At 59.8% G+C, this 21,617-nt stretch carries 21 protein-coding genes; 5 read left to right on the forward strand and 16 right to left on the reverse strand.

Annotation, left to right across the window (positions count from 1 at the left end; translation table 11 throughout):
* Window positions 1–5 precede the first annotated feature (5 nt).
* The 5 genes from FHX06_RS26480 to FHX06_RS26500 form a co-directional block, all read right to left on the reverse strand.
* On the reverse strand, window positions 6–947 hold the full coding sequence (locus FHX06_RS26480) for a peptidylprolyl isomerase (protein WP_018115537.1): 942 nt from the start codon (window positions 945–947) through the stop codon (window positions 6–8).
* A 187-nt stretch (window positions 948–1,134) separates the two neighbouring features.
* Entirely contained in the window at window positions 1,135–3,489 is a 2,355-nt protein-coding gene (locus FHX06_RS26485) for an LPS-assembly protein LptD (protein WP_113212451.1), read from the reverse strand.
* On the reverse strand, window positions 3,489–4,577 hold the full coding sequence (lptG, locus tag FHX06_RS26490; RefSeq protein ID WP_029616523.1) for an LPS export ABC transporter permease LptG: 1,089 nt from the start codon (window positions 4,575–4,577) through the stop codon (window positions 3,489–3,491). The genes FHX06_RS26485 and lptG overlap by 1 nt, the downstream gene beginning before the upstream one ends.
* Window positions 4,574–5,755 carry an LptF/LptG family permease gene (locus tag FHX06_RS26495; RefSeq protein ID WP_029616522.1) on the reverse strand — a complete coding sequence of 394 codons (1,182 nt, stop codon included), beginning with the start codon at window positions 5,753–5,755 and terminating at the stop codon, window positions 4,574–4,576. Before FHX06_RS26495 ends, lptG begins: the two co-directional genes overlap by 4 nt.
* A gap of 99 nt (window positions 5,756–5,854) precedes the next feature.
* Complete coding sequence (locus FHX06_RS26500) at window positions 5,855–6,628, reverse strand: phosphatase PAP2 family protein (protein WP_183851041.1); 774 nt, start codon at window positions 6,626–6,628, stop codon at window positions 5,855–5,857.
* 140 nt (window positions 6,629–6,768) lie between these two features.
* Here FHX06_RS26500 and FHX06_RS26505 point away from each other — a divergent pair, with 140 nt between their 5' ends.
* Together FHX06_RS26505 and FHX06_RS26510 are read left to right on the forward strand one after the other, a co-directional pair.
* The gene (locus FHX06_RS26505; protein WP_113212452.1) at window positions 6,769–8,262 is read left to right on the forward strand and encodes a leucyl aminopeptidase; all 1,494 of its coding nucleotides are present in this window, start codon (window positions 6,769–6,771) and stop codon (window positions 8,260–8,262) included.
* Complete coding sequence (locus FHX06_RS26510) at window positions 8,259–8,708, forward strand: DNA polymerase III subunit chi (RefSeq protein ID WP_113212453.1); 450 nt, start codon at window positions 8,259–8,261, stop codon at window positions 8,706–8,708. Before FHX06_RS26505 ends, FHX06_RS26510 begins: the two co-directional genes overlap by 4 nt.
* A 9-nt stretch (window positions 8,709–8,717) precedes the next feature.
* On the opposite strand, the gene FHX06_RS26515 is transcribed toward FHX06_RS26510, so the two are convergent.
* From FHX06_RS26515 to FHX06_RS26530, 4 genes are all read right to left on the reverse strand, one after another.
* Complete coding sequence (locus tag FHX06_RS26515) at window positions 8,718–9,269, reverse strand: GrpB family protein (protein ID WP_183881398.1); 552 nt, start codon at window positions 9,267–9,269, stop codon at window positions 8,718–8,720.
* A gap of 76 nt (window positions 9,270–9,345) precedes the next feature.
* Window positions 9,346–10,272, reverse strand: coding sequence for a Gfo/Idh/MocA family protein (locus tag FHX06_RS26520; protein ID WP_112544705.1), 927 nt, complete (start codon window positions 10,270–10,272; stop codon window positions 9,346–9,348).
* Between the two features lie 322 nt (window positions 10,273–10,594).
* Window positions 10,595–12,481, reverse strand: a complete 1,887-nt coding sequence (locus FHX06_RS26525; protein ID WP_113212529.1) for an ABC-F family ATP-binding cassette domain-containing protein — start codon at window positions 12,479–12,481, stop codon at window positions 10,595–10,597.
* Between the two features lie 93 nt (window positions 12,482–12,574).
* Entirely contained in the window at window positions 12,575–13,624 is a 1,050-nt protein-coding gene (locus FHX06_RS26530; RefSeq protein WP_113212530.1) for a sensor domain-containing diguanylate cyclase, read from the reverse strand.
* Between the two features lie 264 nt (window positions 13,625–13,888).
* Here FHX06_RS26530 and FHX06_RS26535 point away from each other — a divergent pair, with 264 nt between their 5' ends.
* Window positions 13,889–14,578, forward strand: coding sequence for a glutathione S-transferase family protein (locus tag FHX06_RS26535; protein WP_113013950.1), 690 nt, complete (start codon window positions 13,889–13,891; stop codon window positions 14,576–14,578).
* 82 nt (window positions 14,579–14,660) lie between these two features.
* The gene (gene ndk, locus FHX06_RS26540) at window positions 14,661–15,083 is read left to right on the forward strand and encodes a nucleoside-diphosphate kinase (protein ID WP_018115524.1); all 423 of its coding nucleotides are present in this window, start codon (window positions 14,661–14,663) and stop codon (window positions 15,081–15,083) included.
* Window positions 15,084–15,155: 72 nt separating this feature from the next.
* Here the strand turns inward: ndk and FHX06_RS26545 are convergent, their stop codons facing one another.
* Window positions 15,156–15,662, reverse strand: coding sequence for a hypothetical protein (locus tag FHX06_RS26545; RefSeq protein ID WP_183881400.1), 507 nt, complete (start codon window positions 15,660–15,662; stop codon window positions 15,156–15,158).
* Window positions 15,659–16,207, reverse strand: coding sequence for a CGNR zinc finger domain-containing protein (locus FHX06_RS26550; RefSeq protein WP_113013953.1), 549 nt, complete (start codon window positions 16,205–16,207; stop codon window positions 15,659–15,661). The genes FHX06_RS26545 and FHX06_RS26550 overlap by 4 nt, the downstream gene beginning before the upstream one ends.
* A 66-nt stretch (window positions 16,208–16,273) precedes the next feature.
* Here FHX06_RS26550 and FHX06_RS26555 point away from each other — a divergent pair, with 66 nt between their 5' ends.
* The gene (locus FHX06_RS26555; protein WP_112544699.1) at window positions 16,274–17,170 is read left to right on the forward strand and encodes a branched-chain amino acid ABC transporter permease; all 897 of its coding nucleotides are present in this window, start codon (window positions 16,274–16,276) and stop codon (window positions 17,168–17,170) included.
* On the opposite strand, the gene FHX06_RS26560 is transcribed toward FHX06_RS26555, so the two are convergent.
* The 5 genes from FHX06_RS26560 to FHX06_RS26580 all read right to left on the reverse strand — a co-directional run bounded on the left by FHX06_RS26560 (window position 17,171) and on the right by FHX06_RS26580 (window position 21,424).
* A complete protein-coding gene (locus FHX06_RS26560) occupies window positions 17,171–17,632 on the reverse strand; it encodes a molybdenum cofactor biosynthesis protein MoaE (RefSeq protein WP_112544698.1) in 462 nt (153 codons plus the stop codon). It lies immediately after the preceding gene.
* A 33-nt stretch (window positions 17,633–17,665) separates the two neighbouring features.
* Window positions 17,666–17,920 (reverse strand): molybdopterin converting factor subunit 1, encoded by a 255-nt coding sequence (moaD, locus tag FHX06_RS26565; protein ID WP_113212457.1) that lies wholly within the window; start codon window positions 17,918–17,920, stop codon window positions 17,666–17,668.
* Window positions 17,917–18,507, reverse strand: a complete 591-nt coding sequence (pgsA, locus tag FHX06_RS26570) for a CDP-diacylglycerol--glycerol-3-phosphate 3-phosphatidyltransferase (protein ID WP_112544696.1) — start codon at window positions 18,505–18,507, stop codon at window positions 17,917–17,919. Before pgsA ends, moaD begins: the two co-directional genes overlap by 4 nt.
* Window positions 18,508–18,617: 110 nt before the next feature.
* Complete coding sequence (uvrC, locus tag FHX06_RS26575; RefSeq protein ID WP_183881402.1) at window positions 18,618–20,660, reverse strand: excinuclease ABC subunit UvrC; 2,043 nt, start codon at window positions 20,658–20,660, stop codon at window positions 18,618–18,620.
* The gene (locus FHX06_RS26580) at window positions 20,657–21,424 is read right to left on the reverse strand and encodes an SDR family oxidoreductase (RefSeq protein WP_113146170.1); all 768 of its coding nucleotides are present in this window, start codon (window positions 21,422–21,424) and stop codon (window positions 20,657–20,659) included. The genes uvrC and FHX06_RS26580 overlap by 4 nt, the downstream gene beginning before the upstream one ends.
* Between the last annotated feature and the right edge of the window lie 193 nt (window positions 21,425–21,617).

Here is a 21,617-nt window from a genome sequence, read left to right on the forward strand (position 1 = left end):
GAAAATCAGCGATAGATGATCTGCGCGTGCTTGCGCAGTTCATCCAGATATTTGGTGCTGTTTTCGTTTTCCGGCGCTGCGGACTTGTCCGACTTGGCCTTGTCGAGGTCTTCCTGACGGAACACCATTTCTGCGGCCTGGTCGTCCGAAACCTGGCGCTGGCTGCAGATTGCCAGATATTCCACGCCCTTTTCGGTCACGCGCGTTGCCGTCGTGTTGCCCTTGGTCTGTGCGACGAGGTCCTTCCACTCCGCGGGAATTTCCGGAGCCAGCATGCGGCCGAGATCGCGGACCGAAACGTCCCGCATGGTCGCAGCGAATGTCTTGGCCTGATCGCAGCCCGGATATTTGGAACGCGATGCCTCAGCCTCGCCCTTGCGCTTGGCCGTAATCGCATTTCGCTTGGCTGGCGGGACCACGAAGATGACCTGCTGCAGCATGTATTCGGTCGTCACCGGCTTCTGCTTGTTGTTCTGCATCAGGCGGTTGACGAGATCGTAATTCGAAATACGTGCGCTGGAGCCGTAGCGGGCATTGACGATACGCGGCCAGCTCATCTGTACGGCAATGAAATTCTTGAAGTGATCGACCCCGACGCCGGCACGGTCGAGGATCTGCCCCATCTGCTCGACGGAAAGCTTGTTGCTGGCAGCGAAACGAGCGAAGGAGGCGTTGACGTCGTCCTGCGAGACGGACATGCGCACGCGAGAGATTTCCTGACGCTTCAGCGCCTCGTCGACAAGTTGCTCTTCCGCAGCCTTGGCATCGGGTTTCAAGCGCTGCAGGCGCATGAAGGCCTGTCGCTTTGCGACATCGCCGCTGGTAATGGCGGTACCGTTTACCACCGCCTTGACTTCGCTGGCGGCGAAGACAGGGCCGCTGAAGGCAGCAAGCATGAAGGCTGCGCCTGCAATAAGCGTGGTTACGGTTTTCTTCGCGTCAATCATCTGTTGACCTCCCGATAGCGCCGCACGATCCAGCGCGCGGCGTTCTTACCATACACTGAGACGACCGGAAATCGCTTCTCTTGCTCCGCGACACCCTATGCCTCACATAACGATTGGTCGCAATGTCCTGCACAGGCTTACGGCGAAAGAATGGCCCGGCCGGATATTTCCGGCCGTCCACGTGTCGTCAGAGGTTATTCGCAGCGTCACCCGTGCCCAGGCGGATATCGCCGAGCGTGCGGAACGTCAGGCGTGCGGCGATCGTCCAGTCGCTTGCTGTCTGATCCGCGGTATCGCGGGCATCCGTATAGGCGATGGTGAAGATCGTGCACTCGTCCTCATAGGAGATGCCGAGCGTACGTCTCGTAACGACGTCGTTATTCAGATCCCAGGCGATGCCGCCGAAGATCGACCAGTAATCCTTGAACTTGATCCTGCTGCTCGCCTGAATCTCGTCTTGGTCGTCAGCAAAGCCGTATGCTGGCTGGGCGCTCACGTGCGTATAGGTGACCTGGCCTGAGAAGGTATCGTTCTGATAGGCCGTGATCAGATCGCCGCGATTGAAGGAGAAATCCTTTTCGTCCAAACGGTAGGATGCTGCCATCGACAGGCCGAAAGGCATTTCAATGCCGCCAAGTCCCACATAGTCGGAACGATCGGTCTCAAGGCCAGAATCGGCGCCGACATTCACGAGGTCATCGGTCGCAAACGAGTTCTGACCGGCGAGCTGGTAGGATTGGCCGAAGATGCCACGCAGCTTGTAGCCGCTGTCGAAGGTACCGGTGTACTGGAAACCCAGATTTGCTCGGGTTCCGCCCTCGATCCGGTCATAGCCGGAGAACCTGTCGCGATCAAAAAGGTTCGTTGCGTCGAAGACGAAGCTCTGCGCGTCTTCGTTCGGCAGCCGGCCCGCGAGCGGCTCATCGGGTCGCGCATAGATCTGGGCGATCGGCTCAAGAACATGCGTGCTGTTGCTGGTCGTGAACAGGATCGGATAGCGCATTTCCAGCCCGGCGGTGATCATTCCGCGCGTCGCTGCACTATCGTTGAGATAATTGCCAGCATACGGAATGCCGTTGGCGTCGACGGGGCTTTCCATGTTGAGCGCAAAAGCATCGCCACGCGCTGCAAGCAGCGGTGTGATCACCAGGCCTGTCGAGGTCACGAAGGTGCGCTTCCACTGCAGTTCCGTGCTCAGGCGGGTCGTCTGACCCTCGAGGCCGCGGAAGCGGTCGAAACCTGCGACATTGTAAAAGTCGTCGTGAGTGCGCGAAATATTGGTCAGATTGACATCGGCGGAAAGCTCACCGCCTGCAAGCGGCTGTGGTGCCACATAGTGATAATCGAGCGTCGGATAGACGATCGCCTGCTGCTTTTCCGCGGTGTTGTTGCGATCGGCGTCCTGGACGTCGAAATAGAAGGCGCGCAGGTCGAAGTAATTCCGCTTGCCGAGACCCGTCAGAAAGACGGTGTTGGCATGCGGAGTGTCATCATAGCCGTCAATCTTGTAGGTGCGCGAGAAATTGTTGTCGCTCTGCACCATAACATCCCAGCCGAAGCTCCAGCGGGGATTGATCCTGAAACGTCCCGCCGATGCGACCATGCCGCGCTGTTTGGCTTCGGCATCGCTTGTACCTTCGCTGAAATTGCTTGGGTTCATCTGATCGATGCCGGCAACGTGCATCGTCACCGTGCCATTTTCAAAGCGGCGGCGATATTCGCCCTCGAGCATCAAGCCCTGGGAGGTGTACCCGGTGCCCGTGACGGTGAAATCCGAACTCGGCGAGATGACGTAGTAATAGGGAACAGAAAGACCGTAGCCGAGATTCTGCGAAACGCTCATCGACGGGAACAGGAAACCCGATTTGCGCTTCACCGTATTATCGGGGACTTCGATCCACGGCAGATAGGCGAGCGAACGACCAAGCAGCTGGAAGCGCGCGTGCTCAAGCCGGATCGTGTGCTTCTCACTGTTCTGGATAACGCGTTCGGCCTTGACCTGCCAGAAAGGGGCACGCTCGGGCTTTTCGGCGCAGGGCAAGCACGCCGTATAGACGCCTTTGTTGAGAATCATCTGCGTGCCGCCGACGCGCTGGCCGGTTTCGGCAACGAGGCGGGTATTGTCGCTTGTCTCGATTCGCAGCGCATTCATGAAGCCGTCTGCGAAATTGTCGGTCACATCGAGGTGGTCGGCATAGATTCGGTTGCCGTCCGGCGTCACCATCTCGATGTTGCCGGTGGCCATCATGCGGCCGGTCTTCTGGTTATAGTCGACCTTCTGGGCGACCAGCTTGTAGCCGCCGTAATTGATCTGCACGCCGCCGATTACAGAGACGAGTTCCTGGTCCTTATTATAGACCAGCTCGTTCGCAGACAGCATCAGCTTCGCGTCCGGCGAGATATTCTGGCCGATCGCAGGCATGCCGGTATTGTTCTCCTGGCCGTAGGCCAGTGGAGCATTTTCGAAATAGGAACACAGAGTCGCACCTAAGAGCAGGGCAACCAACTGTTTACCAAAATTCTTGCGGTCGCCTACCGCCACTAGCCATCCTCCTGATGAAGCAGGATCGTTGCGCCTAAAGCGAGCGCTACGATCACTGGTATCCAAGTCGCCACAAACGGCGGCACGACACCGCTGCTTCCAAATGCCTTTACAAGCACGGTGACGACATAAAGCATGAAGCCTGAAAGGATTCCACCCAGAATCACAGAGCGTGACTGGTTGAACCGGCTAAATTTCAGGGACACTGTTGCAGCAATGAGAGTCATGGCCACCAAGAGCAGTGGCTGCGACAGCAACGAGTTGAATTGAGTCTCGAGCGCCTTCGTAGAGATTCCGAAGGATTTTGCAGCAGCGATACGGTTGGAAAGGTCAAAAAAACCAATTGTTTCCGGCGCAGTCAGCCGCTCCTTGATGAAGTCTTGCTTCAGATTGGTACGAAGCTGTTCCGAAGCCTTACGCACCGGGATTTCCCCAGGCTTGCGTTCGACAACGTTGTTAAGCTGCCAGTAACCATCTTCCAATTTGGCGGATGCGGCGTCCTGCCTCAGAATGACCTGACCGGTGGAATCGAAGTGGACAAGCACGGCGTCCATAAGCAGCGTGCCGTTCTCCAGCACGGTCTTGGCGCCGATGATGACATCGTCCCGGCCGCTGATCTGGCGCAGCCAGGGAACTTGGAGCGCCCTGATCATGGCATTGTCCTGACCGCGCCATGCCGTTTCGAATTGTGTCGCCTGCCTCTGGCCCCAGGCGGCGAGCGGATTGAGCGCCACCACCGTCAGCACGCCGAGAATCAGGGATCCGGCGATAAAAGGCAGCATGAACTGCCAGACCGAAATACCGGCCGCACGTGTGACGACGAGTTCATATTTCCGGTTTAGGCCGATCAGCACGGTGATGCCGACGAACAGCGCCACGAAGGGAATGGTCTGTTGCAGGATCAATGGCAGGCGGACGGCGGTGAGCAGCACAGCGCCGCCCAGCGTGTAGCCGGGGAAATTGGAGATGCGGCTCGCCGTCTCGCTGAAGTCGAGCAGAAAGGTGATGGCGCTCATGCCGATCAGGAACCACATCGTGGTTACCACGTACCGGCGGAAGAAATACCGCGACAATGTCCCGAATATCATTGCGAAGCGCCTCCGCCGGTCCGGCTTGTCGCGGTAAGCATCTGCTTCTGCGCGCGCTTCCAGAGTGTCGAGGTACGATTTCTGACGGCAAGCGGCATCGCGAGCCGCTTGTGCATGTTCAGGAAAATAATCGAAACCAGGCTCGTCACGATCGGGATCGCATAGAGGATCGGGATATAGATCGCGCTCTTGTCGATCTGGTTGGCAACGTAAAATGCAGCCCAGCGCAATGCAAATGCGAGTCCCAGTGCGCCGATCATCGGATGCATCCGCGCTTCGCGATGTGATCGTGCATCCCCGGCTATGACAAGCGAGAAAAGCGCGAAAACGAAGGGAAGCATCCAGTCGGTCAGGCGCCGATGCAGTTCGGCGGCATAGCTGCCGGGCTTGGCGATGTAATCGGGGTCCTTCGGATCGGGATTGAGCAGGAAGCCGAGGTCGCGGTCGCTCGCGCGAAGCGTCGCCTGTCCGTTATTTTCCGTCATGTCCGAAAGATCGAAGGAATAGGAATCGAACTTGATGACGGAGACGTTTCCATCGGCCGTCTTGCGATGGACTTCGCCATCATGCATGATCAGCGACGTGCCGACATCATCCACGGCGCCTTCGCGTGCATAGTAGATGAGCTCATAATTCGGGTCGCGCTCGTCTGCGACGAAGAGGCCCTTGAGCGTACGGCCGGCAAGCCGCTGCGAGATCTGCACGTAAAGGCCTTCGTCGATCTTGCGGAAGGTCTTCTCCTCAATCACGGACGACAGAAGATCGGCATAGGTGGCGGCGATCATCTGCCGCACGACCGTCTTCGCACGCGGCTCGACGACATTGTCGACGAAGAACGAGAAAACGCTGATGAGGAGCGCGAGCAGCAGGATCGGCCGCGCCAGGATGCTGCGCCGGGCGCCGGCGGCATCGATCACGGTCAGTTCGGAATCGTTGTTCATCGTCGTCAGCGTCTGGGTAATGCCGATGACGAGCGCGAAGGGCAGCACGACGGGAATGATGGACGGCAGGATCAGCGTCGCAAGCGTGGCGAAGGAGCCGATCGACTGGCCGCTGTCGGTTACCAGGTTTATGCGCTGCAGGACCTGGGTGGTCCAGATGATCGCGAGCACCGGGAGAAGAGCCACGAGAAACATCTGGCCGACACGCCGTAATATATATGTCTCGAGTAGTTTCATGCTCGCCCTTGAACGCGCCTGCAGGTCGATATGATCAGCAGGAGATTCCCTCTACGCTGTTTGTCTCGGTTTTGCGACAAGTCAGTGTCAAAAATTCATTCAAATTTCAGAATTTTTTTGTTGCCGTGGCGACTCAGCAATTGCCATCAGCGCCGCGAATATGACGACCGAAGACAGCCATCCCAGCACGACGTCGGATAGATAATGTGCGCCGAAGGAGAGCCGCATCGCGGGGGTCAGGATGGAAACGGCAGCAACAGGGGCCACAAGCGCATAACGCACCGACTTCGGAACGAAGATGAGCAGGCAGAACAGCCAGCCCGCGCTCGCGGCCTCTCCGGATATGAACGAGCAGTTCGAAACGCATTTGCCGGCCAATGAACCGGCTTCGGCGAAATGCAGCGTGCCACCGAAAAAATCCGTCTGCACCGGCCGCGGCCGACCCCAATGTTCTTTAAGGATCACATTGACGAGAAGAACGGGACCGATCAGCAGCGTACCAAGCGCCACCTTCAGATCGCGGGCGCGCGGCGCATTGAACGTCGCGCCATGCTGTTGATAACACTCCGCCAGTTTCCACAGCATCACCGCGGTCACGACATAGGGAACATAGAAGAACAGCGTGCGCAGCAGGCCGAGGATCGCTTCGCTCCGATAGGGGAAGGAGCCGCAGATCTCGGTGGCCGGGGCTGACGCGCTACACGCCACCTGCACGAAAAAAAGCTGGGAAAAATAAATATCGATCCCGGGAAAGGCGCGGAACAGGGCCAATAGCAGCCACCAGACCCAGAAAAGCAGGATAAAGACCCCGAATGCCGTTTTCGGCAGGCGGATTGCCGGACCCCGCCATCGATTTTTCGAAAAAACTGTCAACGCAAACATCTACGAAAATGACGAAAACCTTTTGGCCTGGCGGCCGCGCGGAACATAACAACTGTCGCCGGCCATTGACAGACCCGTCAAACGCGAAATTATCCCCTGGCACGGATTTCATGAATCCCATCGGAGAAGACATGTCTGCAAAATTCGAAATTTCATTCTCAAAATCGGCAAAACTCGGCGGCGGCCTCGCGATTCTTCTGAAGACATCAGAGGCAGACACGGCGGCTGGGGCCGACATTGCCGATCCGGCGGGAGTGATCGCCAAGGCGTCGAAGATTGCACGCTTCTCGGCAAAGTCGCTGGCTGCCCTCGATCTTGTGGCGCCGGAAGGCGCGCCGGTCGACCGTATCGTCGTACTGGGCCTCGGCAAGCCTGCAGACCTCACCGTCCACGACTGGCTGAAAGCCGGTGGCAGTGCTGCATCTCGGATCAAGAATACCGAGAAGGTGACGATCTTCATCGATGCGCCGGGTGCGGACGTCAGCGCCAAGGCCGCGGCCGATTTCGCTCTCGGCATGCTGCTGCGCGCCTACAGTTTCGATATCTACAAGACGAAGAAGAATGACGACGAAGAGAAGCAGGCGAAGTCGGTCAAGGTGACGATCGTCACGGCCGATGCGGCTGCCGCCAAGAAAGCCTTCGCCGATGCCGAATCGGTCGCGGATGGCGTGAACCTCGCCCGCGACCTGGTCAACGAACCGCCGAATGTGCTCGGTCCGGTGGAGTTTGCCGCCAAGGCCAAGGAGCTTGAGAAGCTGGGCGTTGAGGTGGAAATTCTCACCGAGCGCGAAATGCGTCGTCTCGGCATGGGGGCGCTGCTGGGCGTTGCCCAGGGTTCCGTCCGTCCGCCGCGCCTCGCGGTCATGCAGTGGAAGGGCAGTAAGGGCAAGGATCGGCCGATCGCCTTCATCGGCAAGGGCGTCGTCTTCGATACCGGTGGCATCTCGATCAAGCCGGCGGCCAACATGGAAGATATGAAGGGCGATATGGGTGGTGCGGCCGCTGTCACCGGCCTCATGTACACGCTCGCCGCCCGCAAGGCGCCGGTCAATGCCGTCGGCATTATCGGTCTTGTGGAAAACATGCCCGATGGCAACGCCCAGCGTCCGGGCGATATCGTGACTTCCATGTCCGGCCAGACGATCGAGATCATCAACACCGATGCGGAAGGCCGTCTCGTGCTCTGCGATGCGCTCTGGTACTGCAACGACCGTTTCAAGCCGCAGTTCATGATCAATCTTGCAACGCTGACAGGCGCGATCATGGTCGCGCTCGGCAATAGCCATGCCGGTCTCTTCTCGAACGACGATCCCCTGTCGGCGCAACTGACGACAGCCGGCCTCGTGACGAACGAGAAGCTGTGGCGCATGCCGCTCGGCAAGGAATATGACAAGATGATCGACAGCAAGTTCGCCGACATGAAGAATACCGGCGGCCGCCTTGCCGGCTCCATCACCGCCGCGCATTTCCTCAAGCGCTTCGTACAGGATACGCCCTGGGCGCATCTTGATATCGCCGGCACGGCGATGGGATCGGTACAGGACGAGATCAACCAGTCCTGGGGTTCGGGTTTCGGCGTACGCCTGCTTGATGAACTGGTCCGCTCGAACTACGAAACACGATGACGGAAATACTCTTCTATCACCTCACCGAATCGAAGCTGGAAGACGCGCTTCCGCCGCTGCTCGACAAGAGTGTCGAGCGCGGCTGGCGGGTCGCCGTTCAGATGAAGGAGACTGCGCGGCGTGATACGCTGGATCAGCATCTGTGGACCTATCGGGAGGATAGTTTCCTGCCGCATGGCACCGACGGAGGAGATTTCGCCGTGGATCAGCCTGTTCTCCTCACCGTCTCGGCTGACAATCCGAATGCCGCCACCGTCCGCTTCATCGTCGACGGTGCGGAACCGCCGCCCGCTGCGGATTATGAGCGGATCGTCTTCATGTTCGACGGTTACGATCAGGAGCAGCTCGAGGGCGCGCGCGCCCAATGGAAGAAGCTGAAAGGCGAGGGGCACAACCTGACCTATTGGCAGCAGACGCCAGAGGGACGGTGGGAGAAGAAGGCCTGACGCCGGTCGTCAGGCGAGTCCCGCTTCCGCAAGGATCTTGTCGATGAAGTCCTTCTTTGCACCGGTGTAGGCAGCGCGGCTTTCGGCAAATTTCTGCGCCAAGCCGATCTTCAGTTCTTCATAGGCAAGCGCGAGAGCGGGATCGTTTCGCAGCCTGTCGCGGAAGAAGATGTCCCGCCGCCAGTTGAAGCCCTGATATTCGACGACATGGGCGAGATGCGTGCGCGTCTCGCCCGTAATGCCGCGGCCGAAGAGATGGTCGTCGGCCACGATGTCTGCACCGGCATAGTCATAGCCGATCGCTTCCATCGGCTTGATGCAGTCAAGTCCATCGTCGAGATGGCGGACGCCGATCAGGATGTCGATGATCGGCTTTGCCTTGATGCCGGGGATCGCGGTGCTGCCGAAATGCTGGATGTCGAGTGCCAGGGGACCCAGCGCCTCGCGGATTTTGAGTTCTTCCAGCAGATAGGCTTCCCGCCACCTCGCATTGGCGTCGGCAAGCCTGACCGTCAGATGCCGGACGCCCAAACCAAACGATTCATCCTGCTCCTGGTGCATGGAACGGCCCCTCACGCCTCGCTGCCGCTATTGTACCATTCTGCCGGCGCAATAGCATCTGCCCGTAGAGGGACGATCAGTCGTGGAACGCCTCGACGAATTTGCGCTTGCCGAGCATGAAGGCGTCGGCGACATGGCGCAGGGGCGCCAGATCGACATCCGACTTGCCGGCCTTGATGAGTTCGGCAAAGCGGCGATAGAGCGACGGATATTCGGCCTCCGGGGCCGAGAACTTCAGCTCGCCGCCGACTGAGAGCTTCGAGCCGCCTTCCGAAAGAACCATCTGGCCTGCAGCCGTTTCGGCGATGATGTCCCAGCTCTGCTTGCCGGTCTGGCGCCAGTCGAATTCGGCGTGGACCGGAACGTAGTCGACATTGCGGAAATGCAGATCGGCCGCGATCGGCGAGTCGCGATTCTCAGGGAATTCCAGCGTGCCTCCGCTGAGGAACATCGCCTTCGGCAGGATATGCGTGACGATCGACAGTGCATTGATGCCGGGATCGAAAACGCCGAGGCCGCCGGCCTGCCAGATCCATTCCTGGTTCGGGTGCCAATGGCGCACGTCTTCCTTCCAGATGACGTGCATGCTCTTCATCTCGGTCGAGGCGAGGAACGATTTGGCGGCTTCGACGGCGGCTGCATAGCGAGAATGCCAGCTCGCAAACAGTGTTGCACCCTGCTTGTTCGCGAGGTCTTCCAGGTCTTCCACTTCGCTCAGTGTCGCGCCCGGCGGCTTTTCCAGAAAAACGTGTTTGCCGGCAGCGAGCGCCTTGTAGGCCGCTTCATAGCGATACTGCGGCGGCATGCAGAGCGAAACGGCATCGATCGACGGTTCGGCCGCCAGCATGTCGTCGATCGAGGTATAGGCGGTGACGCCGTCGACCGTGCCATGGCGGCTCGCCGTCGCCACCAGCTTGAAGTCGGCATTGGCGGCGATGGAGGGGAGGTGCTGGTCGCGGACGATCTTGCCGACGCCGACGATGGCGAGGTTGATGGCTGACATTGTAAAGCTCGCGTTCGGTGTTTCGCTAAAAGTATGACTTATTGCGCGCCGTTTTATCAGAAAGCGGTTCGCGGGCAAGCCTAGTCTTTAACAACAGACGACGCGATTTTTGGGGAATTGTCCAGCCCTTGACGGGCGCGACGGTTCTTGTGTCGCAGCCGGGTATCTAAGGCATTTATGGACTTTCGGGGTTCAAAACCTCATCCGAGCGCACCTGGTCCTTCCCTTAAAGGAACGGCCGTGACGCAGACTTCGCAGCTGGGCCTACTCTGGAAGGCCGCCAGGAATGAGTGCTGACAGCCAGTGAATCTCCGGCAGCGCTTCAGCTCGCCATGGCTCCTTCATATTCAGCGGAGAGCTCCAGCCATTGCTCTTCGGCAGCAGCAAGCTTGGCGGCTGCTTCGCCCCGCTGCTTGGCCTTGTCGGCGGCCTTGGCGGGCGCCTTTTCATAGAGCGCTGGATCCGCAAGTTCCGCATCAAGTGCCTGAATCAGTTTCTCCAGCTTGCCCGTCAAGGATTCGATTTCGTTGATCTTTTTCTTGAGAGGGGCGAGTGAGGCGCGCTTGTCGGCGTTCAGCTTGCGCTGATCGGCCTTCGATGCCTGGTCTTCAGACTGCTTCTGCTTTTCGTCGTCTTTTTTTTTGCCGGAAGCAACGATCAGGTCGCGATATTCGTCCATATCGCCTTCGAAGCTCGTCACCGTACCATTGTTGACCAGCCACAGGCGATCGACCGTCGCTTCGATCAGATGCCGGTCGTGCGAAATCAGGATGACGGCACCGTCATAATCGTTCAGCGCCTCGATCAGCGCGCGGCGGCTGTCGATGTCGAGATGGTTGGTCGGCTCGTCAAGGATCAAGAGGTTCGGTGCATGAAAGGCGGCAAGCCCCATCAGCAGGCGTGCCTTTTCGCCACCCGAGAGGTCTTTGGCGGCGGTCGCCATCTTTTCGGTCGCGAGCCCCATCTGTGCCACGCGGGAACGCACCTTGGCTTCCGGCTCGGTCGGCATCAGCCGGCGCACATGCTCGACGGGCGTCTCATTCGGCACGAGGTCGTCGAGCTGATGCTGTGCGAAGAAGCCGATCTTCAGGCTGGGCGCCAGGCGCAGATCGCCGCTTTCCGGCTCCAGCCGCCCCGAAATGAATTTCGCGAAAGTCGATTTGCCGTTGCCGTTCGAGCCGAGCAGCGCGATACGATCGTCATTGTCGATGCGCAGATTGAGCCCCTTGAGGATCGGCTTGCCTGGCTCGTAGCCGACGGCGCCGCCGCTGATTGCGACGATTGGCGAGGCCGGCTGTTTTTCCGGCTCCGGGAAGGTGATCGGCTGAACGTGATCCTCGATCACCGATGCGACCGTGCCCATGCGCTCCAGCGCCTTGACGCGCGATTGGGCCTGCTTGGCTTTGGAGGCCTTGGCCTTGAAGCGGTCGATGAAGCTCTGCAGATGCTTGCGCGCCGCATCGTTCTTCGCCTTGGCCTTCATCTGCAGTTCGTCGGCTTCCGCTTTCTGCCGCTCGAACTGGTCGTAATTGCCGCGATAGAAGGTGAGCTTCTTCTGATCGAGATGAACGATCGAATTGACCGCGTTGTTGAGCAGATCGCGATCGTGGCTGATAATGATGACCGTGTGCGGATAGCGGCGGATATAATCCTCCAGCCACATCGTACCTTCGAGGTCGAGGTAGTTGGTCGGCTCGTCGAGCAGCAGCAGGTCCGGCTCGGTAAAAAGCACGGAGGCGAGCGCCACGCGCATGCGCCAGCCGCCCGAGAAGGAGGATGCGGGCCGGGCCTGCGCTTCCTGATCGAAGCCGAGGCCGGAGAGGATGCTGGCGGCGCGCGCTTCTGCCGAATGGGCGTCGATATCGACGAGGCGCATCTGGATTTCGGCGATGCGATGCGGATCGGCTGCGGTTTCCGCCTCCGCCAGCAGCGCAGCGCGCTCCTTGTCGGCAGAAAGCACGATCGTGATCAGCGAATCCTCGGTGCCCGGCGCTTCCTGCTTCACCTGACCCATGCGCGCATTCTTGGGGATCGATATTGTCCCGCTCTCGGCTCCCAGATCACCGGTTATGACGCGGAAGAGGGTGGATTTGCCGGCGCCGTTACGCCCCACGAGCCCGGCCTTCGTGCCTGATGGCAGCGAGACGCTGGCATGGTCGAGGAGCAAACGGCCGGCGATGCGGGCGGAAATGTCTGAAATCGTGATCATGCGCGCGGTTTTGGCCGAAAGCCGGCGCCAAGGCAAGATGGATCAGCGGCGTGTTCGCCACTGTCTGCCATGAATGGCGTCTGGTCGAACGCCTTACCGGCCGAAGGCCTGCACCGGCTGACGCGGATTGGACTGGGCGGCGAGCAGCGCCACGCGGGCGTTGGCTTGAAGCTGGCCGGGCGTTGCGGCATCGCCGCTGAGCGCCACGCCGACCGAAATCGTCAAACCGCTCGCATCTGAAGTGTCCGACGCCGCGAAGACAAGATTGTCTTCGACCGAACTGCGCAGCCGTTCGGCGATAGCCAGCGCATCCTGCATGCCGACATTGGCAAAGAGGAAGGCGAATTCGTCAGCCTCCAGGCGCGCAATGAAATCGTTCTTCTTCACCGTCTTGCGGAAGAGACCGGCGAGCTTTTTCAAAAGCTTGTTGCCGGTCTGCATGCCGTAACGGGCGGTAAGCTCCTTGAAGTCGTCGATGTCGATCATGATCAGCGCGCTGCCGGCCGCACCCTCTTCCTGACCATAGAGGTCGTCGAGTGCGCGATTGAGGCCGATACGGTTCGGCAGGCCGGTGATCTTGTCGGTGACAGTTGCCGCCTGCACGGCCGAAATGCCGCGCTCCAACGCCGTCAGCCGTTCAATGTCCTCTTCCAGCTTCGTGCCGATCGCGCGCTCCGCGGCAAGCACGGCTGAAAGCGAGGCGGCGAGATACTCGACCTCGGCCATGAAGTCGGCAAGGCTCTGGTGCTCCTGCTGGCCCGAGACGGATTTGAGGATGGTCTCGCAGGCGCGTGCGAAGGCCTGGTGATGCAGGCGCCCCTCGGCCAGCCGCTCGGCCGTTTCCTTCAGCATGCGGCTCGCCTCGTTGCGCGAGCGGTCGCCCGCCAGCCCGTAATGGCCGACGAGCCGGTAGCGCAGGCCGAGTTCGTCCAGTGCTTCCTGCTGCGGGTGTGAACCGAGGGCTGCGATATCCTGCGCCAGCCCGGCATTCAGGCCGACAAGCGCTTCGTGGAACAATTCGTAATTGCGCGGCAGCCCCGCCACGTTGAGCCGCATCATGTGCTGAGCGACCTTCTGTATATCGGCGGCCGGCGTCGGCCGGGCAGCCTCGCGCGCATTCAATGCATTTGCGGCAGTCGGCATGACGATCCCCTCATTGCCATCGGTTCGCTTGGGCCACCGGCTCATCTGCTTCCGCTATGAGGGCAAGCTTTTAAGAGACATTGAATTTTCAAGGTTCGTCGGGAGGGAAGCAGAAAAACCGGTTAATGCACCCTTGCTGCGTCCCGATCGGGAATGGCCCTGTCCGTATCAGCAGCGGCCGTGATGGCGCCATGAAAATTCCTGATTTGATCGCGCCGGCTTTCTGGCGTGGAATGAACCCGCTGCGATATCGAAAGGACTGATATGACCAGAGCTCTCTATTCCCTGTGCGGCGCCGACGAACGTCATTTCTTCTCGCCGCATTGCTGGAAGGCGGTGATGGCGCTTGCCCATAAGGGGCTCGGCTTCGAGGAGGTGCCGACGACCTACAGCCGCATTGCTGGGATCGGCGGCGGCTTTTCCAAGACCGTGCCGGTTCTGGACGATAACGGCCGGCTGATATCGGACAGTTTCGATATCGCCCTTTACCTGGAAGAGGCCTATCCGGACCGTCCGTCGCTATTTGGTGGCGAGGGCGGCAAGGCCCTGTCGCGTTTGGTCGAGGGTTATTCGCAGATGATCATCCATCCGGCGATCATGCGGATCGCGCTCCTCGATATTCATTCCATTCTCGATGAGGGCGACAAGGCCTATTTCCGCGCCAGCCGCGAAAGCCGTCTCGGCAAGCCGCTGGAGGATTTCGCCGCCGGACGCGAGGCGGAGAGGGAGGCCTTTGCCGCCAAGCTGGAGCCGATGCGACATATGCTGCGCTTCCAGCCGTTCATCGGCGGCGAGAGTCCGCTCTTTGCCGACTATATCGTCTTCGGCGCGCTGCAATGGCTGCGCATCGCCGCCGGCCTTGCCATGCTGGCTCCGGATGACCCCGTTATGGCATGGTTCGAGCGCTGCCTCGATCTTCACGAAAGCCGGGGCCGGACTGTGACAGCGGCGTGAAATTGCCATAGACCCCTTGTTTTCAGGCGGTGAGGCGGGTAAAGACCGCCCACTTTTCCCTTACGAGTATGAGGACCTGATAATGGCGATTGAACGCACCTTCTCGATGATCAAGCCGGACGCAACGAAGCGCAACCTGACGGGCGCTATCACCAAGATGCTCGAAGATGCCGGCCTGCGCGTCGTCGCCTCCAAGCGCGTCTGGATGAGCAAGCGCGAAGCTGAAGGCTTCTACGCTGTTCACAAGGAACGTCCGTTCTTCGGCGAACTCGTCGACGGCATGACCTCCGGCCCGACCATCGTTCAGGTTCTGGAAGGCGAAGGCGCCATCCTGAAGAACCGCGAAATCATGGGCGCAACCAACCCGGCAAACGCTGCCGAAGGCACGATCCGCAAGGTTCACGCTCTCTCGATCGGCGAAAACTCGGTCCACGGTTCGGACGCTCCGGAAACCGCAGCCCAGGAAATCAAGTACTGGTTTTCCGACACCGAGATCGTCGGCTGATTGAGCTACGGAGCATTCCTCGGGAATGCATTGAATTGACTGAGAAAAGCCGGGTTCGTCCCGGCTTTTTTGTTAAGCCGGACACTTGTCCGTATTCGAAAAATCCGTCGTTCCGTCCGGTTTGAAGACCTCCGGGTTCTTCTCGTAGCCGGCCCCGACCACCAGCAGCTTGCTCGGCAGCACCGTCTGGTCGAGATCGGATTTGAACTGCGCCTTCACCTCCTGCAGAAGCTTGCCATCCTTGTCGACCAGCTTGACGGTCACCGAATAGGGCCGGTCCTTGACCACGCAGTGCAGGTTTTCGCTCTGGACCGAAATCTTGTCGTCCATTGGGAAGACCTTCTGGTTCAACACAAGCGGCGTGCCCCCTTGAGGGTTCTCGAATTCGGCAACGATGGTCGAGCCGTCGGGAATGGGCGCCGTCTTCTTCATTGTCAGCAGATAGGTGGCGCTGGCGTTTCGATAGTTGAACACGAACAGATGACCCGTCACTTCCAGCATGGTTTCGGCCTGGCGCTGGCAGGCGGCAAGCATGATCCCCGCTGCTGCAAGTGTCGTAATGACTAAACGCCGCTTCATGGCGTCTCCTCCTTCTTTTTCCTCCGGTAATGCCTGATCGCCTTGGCGCGGTTGCCGCAGACGGCCATGTCGCACCAGGCCCGGCTTTTATTCTTGCTGCGGTCGATGAACAGCCAGCCGCAATTGCCGCAGATCTTCATCCGCTCCGGATCTGGCATGGCGATCAGCCGCAAGACTGAATGGGCCATTGCCGTATCGAGCCCCTTTTCCGATGCCCCGCGCAGGGTGCGCGCCAAAGTCTCCAGCAATTCGGCGAGCAGCCGGTCGTCGTTCCCCTCGAGCACGCGCTGTCGGAAGTATCGGTCCGTCGCTTCGCGCAGCTCGATGAAGTTCGCTCTATTCTGCGCTCGAACGGGCGCTATGTCGCCGAAAAGTACCCGTTCGGCACAGAACGCTCGCGCTGCCGCTGGGAAGCGCTCCATCTGCCCTTCGGCCTCGAAGCGGTCGATGCTGCGCGCCGTATCGTGACGAAGGATGACGCTGTTGGCGACATCAAGCGCCAATGCGCCGCCGGAAAAACGGTGAGGGGTCCAGGAGAAGGTCATGAGAAAAATATAACTGGTAAAACACATTTTGCCAGTTATTATTTTAAGGCGATCTGGAGTGTCTGAATGGCCTATCTTCTGCAGCAACTGGCAAATGCGGTGCCGCTCGCAGCGCTCTACGCCACGCTTGCATTCGGCTATTCGATCGCCTTTGGGGTCACCAAACGCGCCGACATCACCTATGGGGCTATTATCGCCTTTGCCGGTCAGATGCTGCTGCTCTTCACGGACATGGCCTATAATCGCCTCTGGCTGGTGCTGCCGGCGGCGATCGCGGTCGGCGTCTGTGCCTCGCTGGTCTATTCAGTGGGGGCTGGGGTGTGGATCGGCCGTTTCGTCATGCAGCCGCTCGTCAGCAAATCGCCGAACACGGTCATCGTCGCAGCGCTCGGAATGATGATCGTGCTGATGGAGACGGCGCGCCTTGCCGCCAATACCCGCGCCATCTGGCTTCCGCCGCTCCTGAACGACAACGTGACCTTCTGGAGCGACGGCACCTTCAAGGTGACGCTCACCTATATCCAGCTTCTGGATACGGCCTTGATGTGCGCAATCATTGCGATCGGGGCGGCAATCCTGAAGCGCACCGCCTGGGGCCGCCTGTGGCGCGCCGTCATAGATGATCCGCTTGCCGCCGAACTCTGCGGTACCAGCGCCAGCCGTGTCTTCCTTGTGTCCTATGGGGCCGCAGCGCTCGTCGCCACCTGCTGCGGCATCCTTGCGACCTTCTATTACGGATCGATGGATTTCGGCGCTGGGCTGATGTTCGGCCTCAAGGTGTTGCTGATCGCTGCTGTCGGTGGCTATTCCGATCCGCTGCGCTCGGCGGGCGGCGCGGCCGGCCTCGCACTCGTCGAGACACTCTGGGGCGCCTACGGCTCCTTCATCTGGCGCGATCTCGCCATATTCTCGCTCTTGGTATTCCTGCTGGTATTGAGCCGCCGCGAGCGCGTCGTGCTTTGACTATTTCCAGCGATCGCGCGCGGTGTTGTCGGCATCTTTCGCCGCGATCCAGTCGCCGGTGTCGCCGTCCTTGCCGTGTTCTTTCTTCCAGAAAGGGGCGGAGGTCTTCAGGAAATCCATGACGAAGTTCGCGCCGTCGAAGGCGGCCTGCCGGTGCGGCGCCGCTGCGACGACCAGCACGATATTCTCGCCGGCCGCAATCTTTCCGAAGCGATGGATGGCGGTCAGGCCGTTGAGCCCGAAACGCTCGATGGCGAGCTCGCCGATACGGCTCATCTCCGCTTCGGCCATGCCGGGATAATGTTCGAGTTCCAGCGCCGAGAGCGTGCCGCCTTCATCGCGGCAAAGACCGGAGAAGGTTACGACCGCGCCGATGCCGGGCTTGCCTTTGGAAAGCCGGTCGACTTCCGCCTGCAGATCAAAATCCTCGCGCTGGACGCGAATGGTAGGGGTGATGCTCACAGGAGACTCCTCAGCCCGAAGAACCGTCGTTCCTCAGCCGCCTGTCATCGGCGGGAAAATACCGATCTCCCGCGCTCCGCCGATCGGCTCGTCATGCTCCACATGTTCCTGGTCGATCGCGACCCGGATGACGTCGGGATATTGAAGGGCCATCTCATATTCCTCGCCCAGGCCCTTCAAATGATTCAGAAGATCGGCAACGCTGACGACGGAGGAGGGGAGGTCGATCTCCTCCTCACCCTTGCCGATGCGTTCGCGTACCCAGGCGAAATAGACAAGCCGTGTCATTCTTCGTCATCCACCACATGTTTCAGGCCGGCGCGGAAATAATCATAGCCGGTATAGATCGTCAGAAGTGCTGCGATCCAGAGGAGTGCGATCCCCGTCCAGGTCGTGTAGGGGAAAATGGTATCGCCCGCCGGGCCCGCGAGCAGGAAGGCGATGGCGACGAGCTGCAGCGTCGTCTTCCACTTGGCAATGCGCGTCACAGGGACGCTGACCTTCAGCGCGGCCAGATATTCGCGCAGGCCCGAAACCAGGATCTCGCGGCAGAGAATGATGATCGCGGCCCAAAGCGACCAGCCGGCGATCGTGCCGTCGGCGGCAACCAGAAGCAGGATGGCGGAAACCAGCAGTTTGTCGGCAATCGGGTCCAGCATGCGGCCGATATTCGAGGTCTGGTTCCAGATTCGCGCGAGATAGCCGTCGAGGAAATCGGTGATCGAGGCGATGACGAAAATCCAGAGCGCCACCCAGCGCGCGGTATCGCTGCTGCTGAGCCGTCCCTCGATGAAGAAGCAGACGACGATCAGCGGCACCGCCAGGATGCGGCCGTAGGTCAGGAGATTGGGGATATTATACGCACGCGATGCCATGAAGCGGTTCTCTTTGATATTGCGGCGGTAGATGACGGCTTTGCCCTTCGACCGTCAACATTCTTTCTGTTTTTTCGCTGCCTTTGCGTGGAATTTGCGACCGGCGCCGCTTATTTCGCGGCGTCGTCGTGAAAATGATTATAGACCTGCTTTGCGACGGCCTCCGAAATCCCTTCCACCGCCATGAGATCGGAGAGCGCGGCTCGCGACACGGCTTTCGCCGTGCCGAAGTGCTGCAACAGGGCCCGCTTGCGCGAAGGCCCGATGCCGCCGATCTCGTCGAGCGGATTCTTGACCATCTCCTTCTTGCGCCGGGCCCGATGCGAGCCGATCGCGAAACGGTGCGCCTCGTCGCGCATGCGCTGGATGAAATAGAGAACAGGATCGCGCGGCGGCAGCGTGAAACTTCCCTTGCCGGGTGCAAAGAAACGCTCACGGCCGGCCTCGCGGTCCACGCCCTTGGCGACGCCGATGGCAATCACGCTGTCGGTTATGCCGAGTTCTTCCAGGATGGCACGTACTGCGGTCATCTGTCCCTGGCCGCCGTCGATGAGGATCACGTCCGGCCAGGCGGGGAAGGGCATGTCGGCCGCATCTGCGGCTGAGACCTGCGCGCTCCTGTCCGGAATGCCCTCTTCCTTCAGCAGGCGCGAGAAGCGCCGCGTCATCACCTCGCGCATCATGCCGAAGTCGTCGCCGGGGGTGATCTCGGTCGATTTGATGTTGAATTTGCGATACTGGTTCTTCACGAAACCTTCCGGCCCGGCGACCACCATGCCGCCGACTGCATTCGTGCCCATGATATGCGAGTTGTCGTAGATCTCGACGCGCTGCGGCACATAGGGCAGGCCGAACGTGTCCTTGAAACCTTCCAGCAGCCGGGATTGCGAGGCGGTTTCAGCAAGCTTGCGCCCATGCGCCTCGCGGGCATTGGCGATAACATGCTCGACGAGATCGCGCTTCTCGCCGCGCTGCGGGACAAGGATCGAAACCTTATGTCCGGCTTTTTCACCGAGTGCGGCCGCCAGCAGTTCCAGTTCTTCCACCGTCTCCGACAGCATGATTTGCCGCGGCACCGGCTTGTCGTCGTAGAACTGCGCGAGGAAGGCGTTCAGCACCTCGGCGCCTGACAGTTGCGGATCGGCCTTCGGGAAATAGGCGCGGTTGCCCCAGTTCTGTCCCGTGCGGAAGAAGAACACCTGGATGCAGGAAATCCCGCCTTCGTGATGGATGGCGAAAACATCAGCCTCTTCGACGCCGGCCGGATTGATGCCCTGGTGGCTCTGGACATGCGAGAGCGCCGCGAGGCGGTCGCGGTAGATCGCAGCGCGCTCGAAATCCAGATCTTCGGCGGCGGCGTTCATAGCCTCCGCCATGTGCTCCTTCACCCTCTGGCTCTTGCCAGAGAGGAAGTCCTTGGCCTCCTGCACCAGCTCCGCATAACCCTCGTCGCTGACCTCATGCGTACACGGCCCGGAACAGCGCTTGATCTGGTAGAGCAGGCAGGGCCGGGTGCGTGTCTCGAAGACGCTGTCGGTACAGGTGCGGATCAGGAAGGCGCGTTGCAGCGAATTGATCGTGCGGCCAACGGCACCGGCTGAGGCGAAGGGACCGAAATAGTCCCCCTTCCGGGCACGCGCACCGCGATGCTTGAAGATGGCGGGGGCGCGGTGATCGCCTGTTATCAGGATATAGGGAAACGACTTGTCGTCGCGCAGCAGCACGTTAAAGCGCGGCCGCAAGCGTTTGATCAGATTCGCTTCGAGCAGCAGCGCCTCGGTCTCCGTCCGCGTCGTGACGAATTCCATGTTGGCGGTCTGGCGCACCATCTGGGCTATGCGGTTGGAGTGCACGCGACCCATCGCATAGTTGCCGACGCGCTTCTTCAGGCTGCGAGCCTTGCCCACATAGAGCACATCGCCCGCCTCGTTGAACATGCGGTAGACGCCGGGGCTGTTTGGCAGGCGCTTGACGAATTCGGCGATCAAATCGGCGCCGAGCAGGCCGGTTTCGTTGATGCTGCCGGCATTCCAGTCGACCGACGCCGAAATCGGCGAGGCAGAGGCATCGCCTTCTACCTCGATGATATCGTCGTCGTTATCATCGGTCTCGTCGTAAAGAACACCGCCATCCGGCAGCTTCTTGGCATTCATTCCTTGATCTCCAGCACATCAGGCGTTTGCCATGCGAGATGCTGGCCGCCGTCGAGTGCAATCATCTGACCCGTGATCGAAGGGGTCTCGAACAGAAAACGAATCGTTCGGCCGAATTCCTTGAGCTCAGGTCCCCGCTTCAAGATAAGGGCTGAAACCTGTGCTTGGAAGTCTTCCTGCAATTGCCGCTCGCTCGGCATCGATGGACCGGGACCGATTGCGTTGACGCGGATGCGTGGCGCCAGCGCCTGCGCCATCGTCTGGGTCGCCGTCCACAGTGCCGATTTCGACAGAGTATAGGAGTAGAAGCTCGGCCGCAGTGCCCAGACGCGCTGGTCGATAATGTTGACGATCAGCCCCTCGGCCGTTTCCGGCAGCTGTTCGGCGAATTTAGCGGCCAGTATCGAAGGCGCGCGAACATGGACGGCAAAATGCTCGTCCCATACTCGTGCGTCGAATTTGCGGAGCGAATCCTCGAGGAAAATCGATGCATTATTAACGAGAAGATCGAGCGGCCCGAGCGCCTCGCACGCCTTTCCGACAAGCTCCCCAGTCTCGTCAATATTGGCAAGATCTGCCTTGATCGCAACCGCCTGATGGCCCTTCTGCCGCAATTCCGCCGCAAAGTTCTCGGCTTCGGCGAGCGAGCCGTTGGCATGGATTGCGACCGAAAATCCATCAGCAACAAGGTCTTCGGCAATCGCCCGGCCTATTCTTTTGGCGGCACCCGTCACAAGCGCCGCGCGAAGTCTTTTCTGGGTCAAGATGCTGCCTTCTGATCCTGCGAGTCCGTTTGCTGACTATATAAGGGCAGGCCTAGGTTATATAAATAGGCCGAAAGCATTGCCTCTGCCGGCCGGATATTCTATGTATTATTTGCGGGATCGATTTATTAAAATGAGTATTGTAAGTTTAACCGATTATTATCCTTAATAAACGGTATGTTGCAGCCAAGCA

The organism is Rhizobium sp. BK512, assembly GCF_014194915.1.
Lineage (GTDB): Bacteria > Pseudomonadota > Alphaproteobacteria > Rhizobiales > Rhizobiaceae > Rhizobium.

Excerpts from the sequence above, each read along its gene's own strand:
- FHX06_RS26480 (WP_018115537.1), bottom strand. The coding sequence starts at position 947 with ATGATTGACGCGAAGAAAACCGTAACCACGCTTATTGCAGGCGCAGCC.
- lptG (WP_029616523.1), bottom strand. The coding sequence starts at position 4,577 with ATGATATTCGGGACATTGTCGCGGTATTTCTTCCGCCGGTACGTGGTA.
- FHX06_RS26495 (WP_029616522.1), bottom strand. The coding sequence starts at position 5,755 with ATGAAACTACTCGAGACATATATATTACGGCGTGTCGGCCAGATGTTT.
- FHX06_RS26505 (WP_113212452.1), top strand. The coding sequence starts at position 6,769 with ATGTCTGCAAAATTCGAAATTTCATTCTCAAAATCGGCAAAACTCGGC.
- FHX06_RS26510 (WP_113212453.1), top strand. The coding sequence starts at position 8,259 with ATGACGGAAATACTCTTCTATCACCTCACCGAATCGAAGCTGGAAGAC.
- FHX06_RS26515 (WP_183881398.1), bottom strand. The coding sequence starts at position 9,269 with ATGCACCAGGAGCAGGATGAATCGTTTGGTTTGGGCGTCCGGCATCTG.
- FHX06_RS26520 (WP_112544705.1), bottom strand. The coding sequence starts at position 10,272 with ATGTCAGCCATCAACCTCGCCATCGTCGGCGTCGGCAAGATCGTCCGC.
- FHX06_RS26525 (WP_113212529.1), bottom strand. The coding sequence starts at position 12,481 with ATGATCACGATTTCAGACATTTCCGCCCGCATCGCCGGCCGTTTGCTC.
- FHX06_RS26530 (WP_113212530.1), bottom strand. The coding sequence starts at position 13,624 with ATGCCGACTGCCGCAAATGCATTGAATGCGCGCGAGGCTGCCCGGCCG.
- FHX06_RS26535 (WP_113013950.1), top strand. The coding sequence starts at position 13,889 with ATGACCAGAGCTCTCTATTCCCTGTGCGGCGCCGACGAACGTCATTTC.
- ndk (WP_018115524.1), top strand. The coding sequence starts at position 14,661 with ATGGCGATTGAACGCACCTTCTCGATGATCAAGCCGGACGCAACGAAG.
- FHX06_RS26545 (WP_183881400.1), bottom strand. The coding sequence starts at position 15,662 with ATGAAGCGGCGTTTAGTCATTACGACACTTGCAGCAGCGGGGATCATG.
- FHX06_RS26550 (WP_113013953.1), bottom strand. The coding sequence starts at position 16,207 with ATGACCTTCTCCTGGACCCCTCACCGTTTTTCCGGCGGCGCATTGGCG.
- FHX06_RS26555 (WP_112544699.1), top strand. The coding sequence starts at position 16,274 with ATGGCCTATCTTCTGCAGCAACTGGCAAATGCGGTGCCGCTCGCAGCG.
- moaD (WP_113212457.1), bottom strand. The coding sequence starts at position 17,920 with ATGACACGGCTTGTCTATTTCGCCTGGGTACGCGAACGCATCGGCAAG.
- pgsA (WP_112544696.1), bottom strand. The coding sequence starts at position 18,507 with ATGGCATCGCGTGCGTATAATATCCCCAATCTCCTGACCTACGGCCGC.
- uvrC (WP_183881402.1), bottom strand. The coding sequence starts at position 20,660 with ATGAATGCCAAGAAGCTGCCGGATGGCGGTGTTCTTTACGACGAGACC.